General features: G+C 71.7%; 13 protein-coding genes. 8 read left to right on the top strand and 5 right to left on the bottom strand.

What is annotated here, in order from left to right; genetic code table 11:
• The first annotated feature begins 10 nt into the window (after positions 1–10).
• On the top strand, positions 11–574 hold the full coding sequence (locus Dfulv_RS09295) for a GNAT family N-acetyltransferase (RefSeq protein ID WP_259862254.1): 564 nt from the start codon (positions 11–13) through the stop codon (positions 572–574).
• Positions 575–584: 10 nt separating this feature from the next.
• Here Dfulv_RS09295 and Dfulv_RS09290 read toward each other — a convergent pair whose 3' ends face one another.
• Positions 585–1,922: a hypothetical protein gene (locus Dfulv_RS09290; protein WP_259862252.1), complete on the bottom strand. Its 1,338-nt coding sequence runs from the start codon at positions 1,920–1,922 to the stop codon at positions 585–587.
• A gap of 121 nt (positions 1,923–2,043) precedes the next feature.
• Between Dfulv_RS09290 and Dfulv_RS09285 the strand changes: the two genes are divergently transcribed.
• The 5 genes from Dfulv_RS09285 (at position 2,044) to Dfulv_RS09265 (ending at position 7,735) form a co-directional block, all read left to right on the top strand.
• Positions 2,044–2,589, top strand: coding sequence for a hypothetical protein (locus Dfulv_RS09285; RefSeq protein WP_259862250.1), 546 nt, complete (start codon positions 2,044–2,046; stop codon positions 2,587–2,589).
• Positions 2,590–2,758: 169 nt separating this feature from the next.
• Positions 2,759–4,186 (top strand): cytochrome ubiquinol oxidase subunit I, encoded by a 1,428-nt coding sequence (locus tag Dfulv_RS09280; RefSeq protein ID WP_259862248.1) that lies wholly within the window; start codon positions 2,759–2,761, stop codon positions 4,184–4,186.
• Position 4,187: 1 nt separating this feature from the next.
• Positions 4,188–5,243 carry a cytochrome d ubiquinol oxidase subunit II gene (locus Dfulv_RS09275; RefSeq protein ID WP_259862246.1) on the top strand — a complete coding sequence of 352 codons (1,056 nt, stop codon included), beginning with the start codon at positions 4,188–4,190 and terminating at the stop codon, positions 5,241–5,243.
• Between the two features lie 45 nt (positions 5,244–5,288).
• Positions 5,289–6,350 (top strand): hypothetical protein, encoded by a 1,062-nt coding sequence (locus Dfulv_RS09270; RefSeq protein ID WP_259862245.1) that lies wholly within the window; start codon positions 5,289–5,291, stop codon positions 6,348–6,350.
• Positions 6,351–6,424: 74 nt separating this feature from the next.
• Complete coding sequence (locus Dfulv_RS09265; protein ID WP_259862244.1) at positions 6,425–7,735, top strand: MFS transporter; 1,311 nt, start codon at positions 6,425–6,427, stop codon at positions 7,733–7,735.
• Here the strand turns inward: Dfulv_RS09265 and hrpA are convergent.
• Positions 7,705–11,565 carry an ATP-dependent RNA helicase HrpA gene (hrpA, locus tag Dfulv_RS09260; protein WP_259862243.1) on the bottom strand — a complete coding sequence of 1,287 codons (3,861 nt, stop codon included), beginning with the start codon at positions 11,563–11,565 and terminating at the stop codon, positions 7,705–7,707. The two genes, Dfulv_RS09265 and hrpA, sit on opposite strands and share 31 nt — an antisense overlap.
• Positions 11,566–12,189: 624 nt before the next feature.
• Between hrpA and Dfulv_RS09255 the strand changes: the two genes are divergently transcribed.
• The gene (locus Dfulv_RS09255) at positions 12,190–12,573 is read left to right on the top strand and encodes a histone-like nucleoid-structuring protein Lsr2 (RefSeq protein WP_259862242.1); all 384 of its coding nucleotides are present in this window, start codon (positions 12,190–12,192) and stop codon (positions 12,571–12,573) included.
• Between the two features lie 22 nt (positions 12,574–12,595).
• Here the strand turns inward: Dfulv_RS09255 and Dfulv_RS09250 are convergent, their stop codons facing one another.
• Complete coding sequence (locus tag Dfulv_RS09250) at positions 12,596–13,015, bottom strand: RidA family protein (RefSeq protein WP_259862241.1); 420 nt, start codon at positions 13,013–13,015, stop codon at positions 12,596–12,598.
• Between the two features lie 110 nt (positions 13,016–13,125).
• On the opposite strand from Dfulv_RS09250, the gene mug reads away from it, so the two are divergent.
• Positions 13,126–13,728 carry a G/U mismatch-specific DNA glycosylase gene (gene mug, locus Dfulv_RS09245; protein ID WP_259862240.1) on the top strand — a complete coding sequence of 201 codons (603 nt, stop codon included), beginning with the start codon at positions 13,126–13,128 and terminating at the stop codon, positions 13,726–13,728.
• A gap of 38 nt (positions 13,729–13,766) precedes the next feature.
• Here mug and Dfulv_RS09240 read toward each other — a convergent pair whose 3' ends face one another.
• On the bottom strand, positions 13,767–14,129 hold the full coding sequence (locus Dfulv_RS09240; RefSeq protein ID WP_259862239.1) for a hypothetical protein: 363 nt from the start codon (positions 14,127–14,129) through the stop codon (positions 13,767–13,769).
• A gap of 99 nt (positions 14,130–14,228) precedes the next feature.
• Positions 14,229–15,824 carry a hypothetical protein gene (locus Dfulv_RS09235; RefSeq protein ID WP_259862238.1) on the bottom strand — a complete coding sequence of 532 codons (1,596 nt, stop codon included), beginning with the start codon at positions 15,822–15,824 and terminating at the stop codon, positions 14,229–14,231.
• Positions 15,825–15,876: the final 52 nt, after the last annotated feature.

Raw genomic sequence — 15,876 nt, 5'->3', positions numbered from 1 at the left:
GGCTGGCGGGGTGCGTACCGAGAGGCTCCTGCTCCGCCGGTGGACCGACGAGGACCGCGCGCCGTTCGCGGCGTTGAACGCGGATCCCGAGGTGATGCGGTACTTCCCACGGACCCTGACCCGCGCTGAGAGCGACGTGCTCGTGGACCGGATCGAACGGCAGTTCGACGAGTACGGCTACGGGCTGTGGGCCGTCTCCACGGCCGACGACCCGTTCATCGGGTTCGTCGGGCTGGCCTGGCAGCGGATCGACACACCGTGGGCTCCGGCGCTGGAGATCGGCTGGCGACTGGCCCGGCGGGCCTGGGGCAAGGGATACGCGACCGAGGCGGCGGTCGCGGCCCGCGACTTCGCCTTCCGGCCCGCCGGCAGGAGTGCCGGCGGTGGGCCGGGCGGCGCCGGGATGGACGAGATCGTGTCGATGACGGCCGTCACCAATACGCCGTCACAGGCGGTGATGCGCCGGATCGGGATGACGTACGACCCCGCCGACGACTTCATCCACCCGAGCCTCGACGCCGGCCATCCGCTGGCCCCGCACGTGCTCTACCGCCTGCGCCGCCCGGTCTCGTAGCACGAGTCGCCTAACGCCGGATCTCCAGGTGGAGCTGGAAGGCGACCTCGGTGTAGCGGATCGTCGGGGGTGCCAGCGCCTCCAGTTGCCGCTCCAGCACGACCTGCAGTTCGCGGGGCGGAGCCTCGGGGCGGGCCATGATGCGGACCGCGACCGGGCGGGACGGCGCCAGGTGGAACTCGAGCATCAGCTCCTCCGTCGCGTGCCGGACCCCGGTGAAGAGCCGGTGCACGACGAGCCGGGCGCGGTCGACGAAGTCGCCCAGCTCGGCCGGGGTCGTCGCGCGGCGCAGCTGCTCCTCGCTCGTCAGCAGGACGATCCGGCCGCGGTCGTGCGGGTCCGGCGCGGCCACGCGGGGCGCGATCGCCGGGGTGGCGTCTTCGAGCCGGAACGCGAGCACACCGACGGCGCCGTCGGGCAGGCCGATCTCGACCGGGCGGCCGGCCTCGACGGCCTGTAGGAGCCGGGCGTGCATCGCGCCGGTGAGCAGGACCGCGAAGCCGTCCTCGACCTGCCGGGCGGTCGGCTCGACGCTGCCGCGGACGACGAGCAGGAAGTTGCAGCCGAGGCGCGCCGCGGGCTCGCCGCCGGGCGCGACGATCGCGGCCGGGCCCTGCTGGCCGGGCGCCCACACGTACGTCTTCGGGGTGCCGGCCAGGCCGGGGAGGTACGCGCAGATGTCCGGTGCCTCCCGCATCGCCTCCGCCAGCGACGGCAGTTCGGCGGCGGGGACGGACAGCTCCAGCCGGTCGCCGTCGTGAACGACCCGCAGGAACGGCAGGTTGTAGGCGGGCGCCTGGGACAGCAGGGTCGCGGCGCGGAATCCGGCGTCGTCGACGACCGGCTCCCGGCCGGGCCGGAACCACCAGGGGTGCGGGTAGTAGCGCTCCTGCGCGCCGAGCAGCGACAGGACCCTCGCGTGCCCGAACCGCTGCACCACCGCCGTCTCGCCGTCGAGGAGCGGCAGCGCGATCAGCGGCGGGCGGTCCAGATCCACAGTGGACTGCAGGTCGGCGGGCGCCTGCGCGTAGACGAAGCCGGTCACCCGGTGGTCGATGTCGAGGCCGGGGCGGCCGAAGACGCTGACGTCGCCGGCGTCGACGAGCCGCCCCTCGGCGGCGAAGCCGTGCACGGTGCGGGCCATCGTCAACGGGTACCCCGGCGCGGGCGCGCCGGTCCGCGCCACGGCGAAGACCATCTCGCGCTGGCCGTACCGCTCCAGGCCTTCGGTCGTGTAGACCAGCGCGGGCAGCATGCCCGACGCCGTGCGGATCCCACCCTCGTCGATGGCGACCGACAGCTCACCGGGGATGAGGATCTCCCGGCCCACGGGTAACGCGGAGCCCACGGGGCCGATCATGCCATCCGCCCGCAACGGTCGACGGTGCGTGTGGGTGTGCCCGCGGAGCGCGCCGGCCGTGGTGCCGGCGCTCTGGCGCGACACCGGTCCGGGGCGCGACGATAAGGGCATGCGGATGACTTCCGAGCCGCCGGCCGGATACGTCGCATTCGTCTCCCGGCACCTGGAGCCGTTGCGGCGGGACGCGACGCGTGTCGTGGGCGGCGAGGAGGAGGCCGACCAGCTCTGCGTCGACGTTCTCACCGACGTGGCGACCCGGTGGGCGTGGCTGGAGCTGCAGCGCACCCGGCTCGGCCAGGCCGATGCCGCCGACGTGTTCCTCGGCCGGGTGTTCGCCCGCCGCTCGGAGCGGTTCTTCCTCGACGAGTCGACCGCCGGCGACGACGACCTGCAGATCATGGTCACCCCGGAGCGGCGGGAGGAGCCGCCGGCCCGCCGCGTCTACGTCAGCAACGCGGTGCGGCTGGCGCCGATCGTCATCCCACGCAAGAGCCGGTCGAGCGCGTTCGTCGCCGGGCCGGTGTGCGAGGCGGCGATCGCCTGGTGGCATGCCTACGAGAATCTCCGCCGGCGGCGGCTGGTCTACGTCGGGTTCGTGATCATCGTGCTGCTGCTGGCCCTGGCCAACCTCACGGCACCACCCACGGAGGTGTAGCTCCGGATCGCCGGAATTGCCCCGAACACGGGCAACGGCCCGATCTCGCCGGACCGTCAGGCATGTTCCCCACGGCCGGGGATAGAAGCGGAGCCAGGCACACCACGCCGTCGATGGGGGGCGCCTCGTGGAACACCTGTCCGCATCCCTTTCGGGATTGCTTTCTGAATTGCTTTCGGGATCGCTTTTCCGAAGCCTTGTCGAAGCTCTGCCGCCGCTGTCGTTCCTGGCGGGGCCCGGCGTCCTCGCCGAGGCCGCGACGCCCGGGGACTTCGCCGCCGCACGGACCCAGATGGGGTTCTCGCTCGGGTGGCACATCATCATCGCCAGCTTCGGCGTCGCCATGCCCGCCATCACCCTGTTCATGGAGTGGCGCGGCCACCGCACCGGCGACCTCAACTACCGGCTGCTCGCCCGCCGGTGGGCGCGCGCCATGGGCGTGCTGTTCGCCGTCGGCGCCGTCTCCGGCACCATCCTCAGCTTCGAGATGGGCCTGCTCTGGCCCGGGCTCATGGGGACGTACGGCCAGGTCATCGGCCTGCCGTTCACCCTCGAGGGATTCGCGTTTTTCGTCGAGGCGATCTTCCTCGGCATCTACCTCTACGGCTGGAACCGGCTCCCCCCGCGCGTGCACATCTGGTCGGGCGTGCCCATCCTCATCGCCGGCGTCGCCGGCACCTTCTTCGTCGTGAGCGCCAACGCCTGGATGAACCAGCCCCGGGGCTTCGACCTGGTCAACGGCAGGATCGTCGGGGTCGACCCGTGGGCCGCCATGTTCAACCCGGCCACCGCGCCGCAGTCGGTGCACATGATGGTCGCCGCGTTCATGGTCACCGGCTTCTGCATCGCGTCCGTCTACGCGGTCGGCATGCTGCGCGGACGCACCGACCGGTACCACCGCCTGGGCTTCCTCGTCCCGTTCACCGTCGCCGCCGTCCTGACGCCGGTCCAGGTCGTGGTCGGCGACTGGGCCGCCCACTTCGTCGCCGACTACCAGCCGATCAAGCTCGCCGCGATGGAAGGCGTCTTCGAGACCCAGCGCGGCGTGCCCCTGCACCTCGGCGGCGTGGCCGTCGACGGCGAGCTGCGCTACGCGATCGAGATCCCCAACGCCCTGTCGCTGCTGGCGCACTGGAACCCCGACGCCGAGATCATCGGCCTCAACACCGTCCCGCCCGACCAGCGCCCGCCGGTCAACATCGTCCACTGGTCGTTCCAGCTCATGGTCGCCGCCGGGTTCGCGATGCTCGCCGTCGCCATCCTGTTCGGGTTCATCTGGAAGTGGCGCCGCGGGTGGCTCACCAACCGCTGGTTCCTGTGCGCCGCCGGACTCTGCGGCCCGGCCGCCGTCCTCGCCCTCGAGGCCGGTTGGATCACCACCGAGGTCGGCCGCCAGCCCTGGGTCGTCTACGGCATCCTGCGCACCCACGACGCCGTCAACACCGCACCCGGGCTGCGCGTCGGGCTCGCCGTCATCCTCATCGTCTACGCGCTGCTGACCGCCGCCACCGTTTTTGTGCTGCGGCGCCTGGCCCGCGACAAGCCCGTGCCGGTCGCACCGCAGGAGTCCGACGTCGAGACCTTCCCGGTGCCGTGACATGACCGCCGCCGACATCCTGCTCGCGGTGCTGTTCGCCGCCCTCACCGCCTACGCGCTCTTCGGCGGCGCCGACTTCGGCGGCGGGTTCTGGGACCTGTTCGCCGGCGGCGCCCGCTCCGGCTACCGGCAGCGCAAGCTCATCGAGCACGCGATCGGGCCGGTGTGGGAGGCCAACCACGTCTGGCTCATCTTCACGATCGTGCTGCTGTGGACCGGGTTCCCGTCCGTGTTCGCAGCTATCGCCTCGACCATGTACATCCCGCTCACCGGCGCCGCGCTCGGCATCATCGGACGCGGCGCCGGGTTCGCGTTCCGCAAGACGAGCGTCACGCTGCGTCTCCAGGAGGTGTTCGGCGCGCTGTTCGCGTTCTCGTCGGTGGTGACGCCGTTCTTCCTCGGCGCCGTCGCCGGCGGCATCGCGTCCGGCCGGGTGCCACCCTTCAGCGAGGGCCGCGGCCCCCTCCTCACCTCGTGGTGGAACCCGACCTCGGTCGCCACCGGCGTCCTCGCCGTCGGGGTGTGCGCCTACCTCGCCGCCGTGTTCCTCACCTTCGACGCACAACGGGTGGACCCGGAGCTGGTACCGGCGATGCGTCACCGGGCGCTCCGGGCCGGAGCCGGCGTCGGGGTCCTCGCCGTGATCGGGCTGGTCGTGGTCGCACTGGACGCCGACTGGCTCGCCGGGCGCATCTGGCGGCCGCTGCCGGCCACGCTCATCATCGCGTCCGCCGTGGCCGGGCTCGCGTCGATCGCACTGCTCGCGCTCGGCCGCTACATCGCCGTGCGCATCACCGGCGGGCTCGCCGTCGCCGCCGTGCTGTGGGGGTGGGCGGCGGCGCAATACCCGTACATGCTCCCGCCGTCGACCACTGTGAGATCCGTCGCCGCCACGCCCACGGTGATGCGCGCCACGCTGTGGTCGGTGCTCGTCGGCGCCGCCATCCTGACACCGTCGATGTGGTGGCTGTTCCGACTGTCCCAGACCCCGGCACGACCATCCCCCGAATCCGCTGCTCAGTCCGGATCCGGATCACAGCACGGGGGCGAGGGTTGACGAATGCTGCTAGTCTCCGCCGGAGCTATGGGTAACGTTCGGAACGTGCGGCGCTGGCGCGCGACGGTGACTGCCGTCGCGGCTCTCGGCATGGCCGCCACCACCGGCGGGCTCGTGTTGATCACCGGCCCCTCCCCCGCGCTCGCGGCACCCACCGGCCTGGAGATCAAGGCCAGCCGCGAGGTGCAGGGCAAGCCCGGCGACAAGGTCTCGATCGGCTACGAGATCACCAACCGCGGCAAGGAGCCCGTCGCCGCCGACGACGTTGTCATCGCGCTCGTCGTGCCGTCGAACGCACAGCTCGACCCGGCCGACTATCCGCGGCCGGAGTGCGGGGCGATCAGCAGCGGGCGGGCCGTCAACTGCCACCCGTCCGGCGAGATCAAGGCCGGCAAGACGGTCCGCGGATCGTTCCGGATCGTGCTCAAGTCCGGCGGCAACGCCAGCGGCCGGGTCACCGTGCGGCCGGGGAACAGCAACGACACCTTCGCCGTGCGGGTCGCCGGTGGACCGTCGGCGACCAAGTCGCCGTCCGGACGGGCGTCGCGCTCGGCGTCGGCAGAACCGACGGACACGGCCTCGGACGTCGTGATCGCACCGCCGGAGGCGGGCAACGGCGCGATCCCGCAGGCCGAGGACCCGCCGACCACCAAAACCAGCGACAGCGGCGGCCGGTCCTTCGGGTTCTGGATCGGCATCGTGGCGATCCTGGCGGCCCTGGGCCTCGTCGGGAGCCTCTTCTACTTCCGCCGCAAGGACCGCGAGGAGTCGGACACCGGCATGCACCCGGCGGTGCCGGCACCCGCGGGGCACGCGGCGCAGGCCTACGGGACGCCGACGCCGACCACGTATGGCTCGACCACCTACGGCTCGACGTATGGCGGTGGCCGGCACGTGCAGGACAACCCCGGCTTCGGCGCGCAGTCCGGTGCCACCACCGTCTTCGCGAGCCCGCCCGCCGGTGGGTCGACCTACGGCAGCCCGGCGCCCCAGCCACCGGCTCCGGGTGTGCCGCCGGTGGCACCGCACCGGCCGCCGGTGCCGCCGCAGGCAGGCCCGGGCGGCAACGACCAGACGGTCATCTTCCGGCGGCCCGACGACATCTGAGCGCCGCCGTGTCGCGGCAGCCACGGAACGTGAACCGGGTAGCCGCGTGGGGAGGCTACGGGCAGGATGGGGCGATGGCGCCGCCCGATCAGGAACCCACCGCCCGGCAAGACGCAGCACAGCAGCACCGATCGCTCAGGACCGCCGCACTGGGCACGGCGCTGGTGTTCACCGCGAGCGGAACGCTGCTCGGGACCTGGGTGTCCCGCATCCCGGCCATCGTCAAGCAGCTCGACGTCACCGCCGGTGAGCTGGGGCGGGCGCTGCTCGCGCTCGGGATCGGGTCGCTGCTGTCCATGCCGGTCACCGGCCACATCTGCCGGCGGGTCGGGAGCCGGACGTGGGTGGCGATCACCGCGTTCGTCGCCGCCGTGGTGCTCGGCTGTGTCGGGCTGGCGGACAACCTGGTGCAGCTGGGAGTGGTGCTCTTCGGGTTGGGCCTCGTCTACGGGTCGTGGGACGTCTCCATGAACGTGCAGGGCAGCGCCGTCGACCGGCGGGCCGGGCGGGAGTGGATGCCGCGCTACCACGCGTGCTGGAGCCTCGGCTCGATCGCCGGTGCCGCGCTGGGCTCGCTCGCCGCCCGCAACGACGTGCCGATCGGAATGCACTTCACGATCGCCGCCGTCGGGGCGGCCGTGGTCACGTACGTCGGGCTGCTGGGGTATGTCGACGAGCGGGCCGACCACCGCGACCAGGGCGGCCCAGGCCGGCTCAAGGCCGGTGAACAGCCTGGCGAACGGCGCCGGAAGCGGGTGGCCACGAATCCGGCGCTGCTGCTCGTCGGGGCGCTCACGCTGTGCGCGAGCGTCATCGAGGGCGCCGCCGCGGACTGGCTCGCGCTGTACCTCGACACCGGCCGCGGCCTGTCGGAGGCGTCCGCGGCGCTGGGCTACACCGTTTTCGCCACGGCGATGACCGTCGGGCGGTTCCTCGGCACCCCGCTGGCGGGCTGGCTGGGAAGGGCGACTGCGGTGCGGATCGGAGGGTTCCTCGGCGTTGCCGGTGTGCTCCTGACGGTGCTGTCGCCGTGGGTGCCGCTCACGTACGCCGGGGCGCTGCTGTGGGGCGCCGGCATCTGCCTGGTGTTCCCGGCGGCGGTGAGCGCGGCCGGCGAGACGGACCGGCCGGCGGAGTCGATCGCGCTGGTGACGAGCATCGGCTACGGCTCGATCCTGGTCGGGCCGCCGCTGATCGGGGCGCTCGCCGACGTGGTCGGGATGGGCAACGCGCTGCTCACGCTCGCCGGGCTGGCGGCGGTCGTCGCGATCCTCGCCCCGGTCGTCCGGCAGCGCCCGGCGGCCGGCGCCGGCGGCGGCACCGCCGGCGGTTCCGGCGAGACGTTTGACGACGGTCAGCCGGAGAGCGCGTCCATCGCCCGGTAGATGCGCACGTCGGAGACCGGAAACGCGGTGCCGAGCGCCTGCGCGAACAGGCCCACCCGCAGTTCCTCGATCATCCAGCGGATCTCGCGCAGCTGCGGTGACATCGTCATGCTGGCCGCCAGCTCGTCGTACTCCCGCTGCACCTCCTGCACGGTGAGCATCCGGTCCCGGTCGCGGGCCGGGTCGGTCGGCACCTTGTCGAGGCGCCGTTCGATGCCGCGCAGGTAGCGCTCCAGGTCCGGCAGGCGCTGCCAGCCGGTGTCGGTGGCGAACCCGCGGTACACCAGCTTCGCCAACTGCTGGCGCATGTCGGTCAGCGCCGGCAGCAGCAGCGGGTTCTTGGTGCGGGCAAGACGCTGCTCCACGTCGTACGCGGCGGCCAGGATCTTCCGCACGCTGCCGACCACGTCGAGTGTCAGGTCGACCACATCGGCCCGGACACGGTCACGCAGCGCCGTGAACCCTGCCGCGTCCCACGCCGGGCCGCCGGCGTCGCTCATGAGCTGGTCGACGGCACACGCTGCGCAGTCGTCGAGCAGGTCGACGGCGTTGCGGTGCGGGTTGCGGCTCAGCGCCAGCTTCGCCTCGTTGGAGAGCCGGCCCTGGACGAACTTCGCCGCCGGGGGCAGGGTCAGCAACAGCAGGCGGCGGGTCCCGGCCCACATCTCCAGTTGCCGGCGGGCCGGCAGGTCAAACGCCTTGATCGCGACCGAGGTGCCCTCGTCGACCAGTGCCGGATACACCGTCAGCGTGTGCCCGGCCACCTTCCGCGAGAGCGTCTGCGGCAGCTCCCCGAAGTCCCACGAGGTCAAGCCGCTGCGGGTGACGTCCACGGCCGCCTCGGCGACCGTCTCCTCCACCTTCGGCGCCAGCCTGGTCCGCAGTTCCTCCAGGTTCTTGTCCTCCGCGAGCACGGCACCGGCGTCGTCGATGATCCGGAACGTCATCTTCAGGTGCTCCGGGACGCGGCTCCAGTCCCACGCCTCCCGGGGCACCGTGATCCCGCCGGTCAGGCGGCGCAGCTCCCGCTCCAGCTCATCCAGCAGATGTCCCTCGCGGACCGGCATGCCGGCCAGCGCGTCACGAGCGGTGTCCGGGGCGGGGACGAAGTTGCGGCGCAGCGCCTTCGGCAGCGACTTGATGAGCGACGTCACCAGCTCCTCGCGCAGGCCCGGCACCTGCCAGCTGAAGTCGGCGTCCCGCACCCGGGCCAGCAGCGGCAGTCCGATATGGACGGTGACGCCGTCCGCGTCGGTGCCCGGCTCGAACTGATACGTCAACCGGAACCGCTGCCCGTCCTGCTCCCACGCGTCCGGGTACTGCTCCTGCCGCACCGCGTCCGCGCCCGCGTTCACGAGCATCGCCGGGTCGAAGGTCAGCAGGTCCGGCTGGTCGCGGCGGGTCTTCTTCCACCAGCTGTCGAAGTGCCGGCCGGAGACGACCTCCGGCGCGATCCGCTGGTCGTAGAACTCGAACAGCGTCTCGTCGTCGACCAGGATGTCCCGGCGGCGGGCCCGGTTCTCCAGCTCCTCGACCTCGTCGAGCAGACGCCGGTTCTCGGCGAAGAACGCGTGGTGGGTCTCCCAGTCGCCCTCGACGAGCGCGTGCCGGATGAACAGCTCCCGTGACAGCACCGGGTCGATCCGGCCGTAGTTGACCTTCCGCGAGGAGACGATCGGCACGCCGTACAGCGTCACCTTCTCCATCGCCATGACCGCGGCCGCCTTCTTCTCCCAGTGCGGCTCGCTGTAGTTGCGTTTCACCAGGTGCTGGGCCAGGGGCTCGATCCACTCCGGCTCGATCCGGGCCGCGACCCGCGCCCACAACCGGGTCGTCTCCACCAGCTCCGCGGCCATCACCCAGCGGGGCGTCTTGCGGAACAGCGCCGAGCCGGGGAACACCGCGAACCGTGCACCGCGCGCGCCGAGGTACTCGTTCTTCTCGGCGTCCTTGAGCCCGACGTGCGACAACAGGCCCGACAGCAGCGAGACGTGGATCTGGTACGGCGAAGCCGGCTCCTCGTTCACCGACACGTCCATGGTCCGCAACACCGAGCGCAGCTGGCTGAAGATGTCCTGCCACTCGCGGACCCGCAGGTAGTTGAGGAACTCGGCCCGGCACAGCTTGCGGAACTGGTTGCTGGACAGCTCCTTCTGCTTCTCCTGCAGGTAGTTCCACAGGTTCAGGTAGCCGACGAAGTCGGAGTCCTTGTCGGCGAAGCGGGCGTGCAGCTGCTGCGCCTGGGCCTGCTTGTCCGCCGGGCGCTCGCGCGGATCCTGGATCGACAGCGCCGCCGTGATGACCATGACCTCGCGGACACAGCCGTTGCGCTCCGCCTCCAGCACCATCCGGGCCAGCCGCGGGTCGACCGGCAGCTGCGACAGCCGCCGGCCCAGCTGGGTGAGGCGCCGGCCGTCCGCACCGCCGCCGCTCTCCAGCGCGCCCAGCTCCTCGAGCAGCTGCACACCGGCGGTCACGTTGCGGCGGTCCGGCGGGTCGATGAACGGGAACGCGGCCAGGTCGCCGAGGCCCAGCGAGATCATCTGCAGGATGACGGAGGCCAGGTTCGTCCGGAGGATCTCCGGGTCGGTGAACTCCGGGCGGGCCTCGAAGTCCTCCTCGCTGTAGAGGCGGATGCAGATGCCGTCGGAGGTCCGCCCGCAGCGGCCCTTCCGCTGGTTCGCCGACGCCTGCGAGATCGGCTCGATCGGCAGCCGCTGCACCTTCAGGCGGTGGCTGTACCGCGAGATCCGCGCCGTGCCGGGATCGATCACGTACTTGATGCCGGGCACCGTCAGCGACGTCTCCGCCACGTTCGTCGCCAGCACGATCCGGCGCCCGGCGTGCGACTGGAAGACCCGGTGCTGCTCGGCGAACGACAGCCGCGCGAACAGCGGCAGGATCTCGGTGTTGGGCAGGTCGAGGCGGGCCAGGGCGTCGGCGGTGTCGCGGATCTCCCGCTCGCCGCTGAGGAACACGAGAACGTCGCCCGGCCCCTCGGCCTGCAACTCCTGGACGGCGTTGCAGATGGCGTCGAACTGGTCGACGTCGTCCTCACCCTCGTCGGGTGCCTCGATCGGCCGGTACCGGACCTCCACCGGATACGTGCGGCCGGACACCTCCACGATCGGGGCGTCGCCGAAGTGGCGGGAGAACCGCTCGGGGTCGATCGTCGCCGAGGTAATGATGATCTTGAGATCGGGGCGGCGCGGCAGCAGCTGCTTGAGGTACCCGAGGATGAAGTCGATGTTGAGGCTGCGCTCGTGCGCCTCGTCGATGATCAGGGTGTCGTACTGGTGGAGCAGCCGATCCTGCTGCATCTCGGCAAGCAGGATGCCGTCCGTCATCACCTTGACCATCGTCTGGTCGCCGGACTGGTCCGAGAACCGCACCTTGAACCCGACGGTCTCACCCAGTTGGGTGCCCAGCTCCTCGGCGACCCGCTCCGCGACGGTACGGGCGGCGATCCGGCGCGGCTGCGTATGGCCGATCTGTCCCGTTACGCCCCGGCCCAGCTCCAGGCAGATCTTCGGAAGCTGCGTCGTCTTGCCCGAGCCGGTCTCACCCGCGACGATCACGACCTGGTGGTCCCGGATCGCCGCCAGGATCTCGTCCTTGCGCTGGCTGACCGGCAGCTGCTCGGGATAGCTCACCTCGGGCACGGCGGCGCGGCGGGCGGCGACCCGCTGCTCGGCCCGCTCCACGTCGGCGCGGATCGCCTCGGCGATGGCCTGCACGTGGTGGGACTTCTTCGCCCCGTCGATCCGCCGGCGCAGCCGGTGCTGGTCCAGCGGCATCAGGCCGGCCAGCCGGGCCCGGAGCTCACTCAACGTGCGGGAGTGGGCGGCTGCGTCGGCCTGGCTGAGTGCGCCCGGTTGACCCGGTGCGCCGGTCTGGCCGCGTCCACCGGACCGGCCGCGTCCGGACCGGCCGCGCGCGGCGGGCTGACCGGAACCGCCCGGCTGGCCGGAACCACCGGGATGGCCAGAGCCACCGGGATGGCCGGAACCGCCAGGGTGACCGGACGTGGTGGAGTGGCCGTCGGCATGGCCGGAGCTGCCGGACTGGCTCCGCGCGGCGGCCTTGTTCGGCCTGCCGGGACGGCTCGGGCCGGTGTGTCGGGGCACCTCAGACATAACGCTCGCAAGGATAGGCACGCATCGCCACGATTGCCTGGTGATTTTGCCCGCCGCCCGTTCGGACGGCTCGTCGCGTCGTCACTCCTGCCACGAACGTCACACCGCCCACCACCGAGAGCGCGGTCCACCAGGCACAACGCCATCACCCCGCTCGAACGCCGTGCGGCACGGCGGCCGGTCACACCTGCCCGCTGTAGCGCTGTCTCCGCAGTCCCCCGCGAGCTGTGAGTAACAACCCGGCCGGGAAGATCGCTCCTTCCCTGAACCGAAGCAAGCAGCGTGATCGCCGGGGTACCGGCTGGAGAGGGAAGAACCATGGCTCGGCGCGTAATCCATACCCTCGTCGACGACCTGGACGGCGGGTCGGCGGACGAGAGCCTGACCTTCGAACTCGACGGCATCCGGTACGAGATCGACCTGTCGACGGCAAACGCCCGCCTGCTTCGCGAGTCGCTGGAACCGTATGTCACCGTCGCCCGCAAGGTAGGCCGCGGCGGCGTCGCAGGGACCAGCCGGGGCCGCTCGTACCTGCCGGAGCGCGACTCCAGGCGCGTCAGCCGGGAACGCAACCGCGCGATCCGCGAATGGGGGCAGCGCCACGGCCTCGACGTCGCCGACCGCGGACGGATGAGCCACGAGCTGGTCAGCCAGTACGAAGCCGAGCGTCACGGACAGCAGACCACCCGCGACGGCTCGTGACCGCCCGGTGCGGCCCGAACAACTACCGCGGCCAGCCGAGGCCTGGCGCTACCCGGCTGCCGGTACGACGGGCCGTCACCTCGATCTCGATCCGCATCCGCGGGTCCGACAGGCCGCAGACCTGCATCGTCGCCGCCGGCCGCACGTCGCCGAGCCAGCGGCGCAGCACCGGCCAGCAGGGCTCGAAGTCGGCGGCGTCGGGCAGGAGGTACCGCACCCGGACCACGTCACCGACACTCGCCCCCGCCTCCCGCAGGGCCGCGTCGATGTTCCGCCAGCACTGCTCGGCCTGCTCCGCCACGTCGTCCGCGATGGTCATCGCGCCGTAGTCGAAGCCGGTCGTGCCCGACACGTGCACCCAGTCGTCGTCGACGACCGCCCGCGAATACCCGATCTCCTTCTCGAACGTCGACCCGCTCGAGATCAACCGCCGCTCACCCATGCCTCAGACGCTAGTCGGCAGACGGCCGAGCCGGCGCGGCAGGCCGACCTCGTCGGACGGCACCTTCCACTGCGCCGGTCGCTCCCGGCGGCCCTGGCATCCTTGTCGGCATGGCGTCGACAGTGCACCGGAGCGGGACCAGCGGCGACACCCGGGACGACCGGCCCCGTGTGCGGCTCGGCCGGGAGGAGCTGCTCGCGGCCGCCGACAGGCTGCTCCCCGACGTCATCGCCCCCGACCTCGACGTCCTGCTGTGCGGCATCAATCCCGGCCTGTGGTCCGCGGCCACGGGTCACCACTTCGCCCGCCCCGGCAACCGGTTCTGGCCCGCCCTGCATCTCGGCGGCTTCACACCCCGGCAGCTACGCCCGGACGAGCAGGAGCTGCTCCTCGAATACGGGCTGGGCATCACCAACCTGGCGGCCCGAGCCACCGCACGCGCCGACGAGCTGACCCGCGCGGAGCTGACCGCGGGCGGCGAGATCCTCCGCGACAAGGTCGGCCGGTTCGCCCCGCGCTGGCTGGCGGTGCTGGGCGTGACCGCGTTCCGGACCGCCTTCACCGCGCAGCACGTGCAGGTCGGACCGCAGGAGCAGGAGTTCGCCGGCGCCCGGCTGTGGATCCTGCCCAACCCGAGCGGCCTCAACGCCCACTTCACGCTGGACAAGCTGGCGGTCGAGTTCGCCCGCCTGCGCGAGGCCGCCGCCGGCTGAGCGCCGCGACCCGCAGCGACGAGGACTCAGTCCCGCCGTCAGCCGGGCAGCTCGTCCGGCGGCTCGTACCGGGCGGCGCGTTCGCGGAGCAGCTGGCCGAAGACGCCGCTCGACTGGCCGCAGTCCGCACATATGAAGTTGTCGTCGAGGCGCGGGCCGCCGCAGTGATCGCACGTGCCGCGATCGCGCGGATCCTGATACGTCCGCAGCGCCTCGGCGAACGCCCGCACGACCGGCGGCCGGAGTCCCACCACCTGACCGCCGACCGCGATCTCGACGACGGTCGCGGCATCCGGAGTGGGAGTGTCGAACGCGTCGATGCGCTGGACGAACTCGCGCAGCACCGCGGCGGCCTCGCCCGCAGCGGACGTATCGGCGGACTCTGACGGGAACAACGCCATGGACGCGACCCTACCGAGCGCAGCGTCGAACCACCGCCCCGACCTCGTCGGCGGCGGGCCGATGGACGGCCCGCCGCCGGAGGTGCGCTCGCGGTCGGGCTACCGGGTGCCGGCGTAACCGAGGGTGTCGAGGATGCCCAGGCCGTTGACGGCGTTCGGGAGCGTGCCTCGGGTGCCGGTGCAGATCGACTCCGTGACGTCGCCGTCGCCGTCGAAGTCGTCGGAGTCCGCGCCCGGCAGGTACATCCGCTCCAGTGTCCGGTCCAGGAGGGCAAAGAGCGCGTCCTGCCGATCGGTGGCATCGAGGCGCGCATAGCCGTGGGCGAACTTGGCGGGTACGAGCGCGTCACGAACCCTGGCGAGGATGCCGAAGCCGACGATGTCGTAGTACTTCGCCTCGGCGTTGTTGGTCGTGGTGCCGAGCCGGAAGAATCCGCCGAATGACAGATGGGGGTCGTAATCCCAGACGTCACCCGAGGGCGTCGCACCCTGATTGTCGGGCGGATAGTAGGGGTCGACGGCTCCGGCGCGGGTGTCGTCGACGCAGTCGAGCGGGTCCTTGGCCGACGCCGTGTGATAGCCGGGCAGGCGGGTGTACCGCTCGTACAGATCCGCGACCGCGGTCGCTGCCGCGGTGGCCCCGCTGAGCTGGTGCTTGTAGTCGTAAAGTGCGGCGAGACCGTACTCGATCATGTCGGTGCCGAGGGTACCGGCCGCGATCTCGCCGGTGGTGGTGTAGGCGCAGGAACCCTTCCGGTGCCACCGGTTGTCCTGGCAGTTGGCGCTGTAGGACGACGCCGCCACGATGCGGTTCTGCGCCGTCACCGGCGAGTCGAACTTGAACGTGTACCAGTCGGCACCCAGGTCAAGCCCGTCGTACAGGAACTGGACGGCCAGGTCCGCCGAGTCGGCGTACCGGTTGTCCGGCGGCGCCACGACCGTTTCGAGCCGCTGGAGGAAGGAGACCGCCGTCAGGTTCCAGGTGGAGATCGTGGCGTACAGGTTGCTGGCGCTGGAGATCTGGTCGACGTACCCGCCGGGCGGCGTGGTCGGTGCGCCGGTGGCGTCGACGAACGGATGTGCCCCGTACGCGGCGTAGTAGGCGCGTGGATCCTGCATGCGCAGGAGGAATTCGCCGATTCCGGTCGCGGCCGTCAGGTAGTCGGGGTCGCCGGTGACCTCGTACGCCGCGAGCAGCGCCTCACCGCAGGCCGCGTTGCCGAAGGAGGTGTAGTAGCGGGTGCCGGAGCCGAGCGCGCTCGCGATCGCTTCGTCGAAGATCTTCGGCGTGGCCGGGTTCGCCGGCGAGCGGTAGGCGAGGACCGCTGTCGCGAACTCGTCGACGACGCCGGTCTCGATGCTCGACAGCGACCGGCTCTCATATGCCGCTCGCTGTGCGAAATAGACGGAGAGGAACCGCAGGGACTTGCAGGCGGCGGTGCTCTGGGTCGGCCCGCCGACCACGCAGGGGGCCGCCTGCGTGCAGGCCGACCCGTTGACGACGAGCGTGGGGCCGTAGACGTAGTTGAGGTCCCTGCGGAGCCCGTTGCGGACGCCGTCGTGGGTCTGCAGAATCCAGTCCTTGTAGGTGTCGACCAGCGGGGTGGGGTCGGCGTGCGCGGTACCGGACATGACCGGCACGGCGGCGGCGGTGGCGAAGGTGAGCACGACTGAGAGCAGCGCCGTTCGTCTCACGTATCCTCCATGAGGTTCAGCGGGCGGCGGGCCGGCGTCGAGGCGGCGGCCC

The sequence above is a fragment of the Dactylosporangium fulvum genome, assembly GCF_025137375.1.
Classification (GTDB): domain Bacteria; phylum Actinomycetota; class Actinomycetes; order Mycobacteriales; family Micromonosporaceae; genus Dactylosporangium; species Dactylosporangium fulvum.
This window is presented reverse-complemented; position numbering and strand designations above follow the sequence as displayed.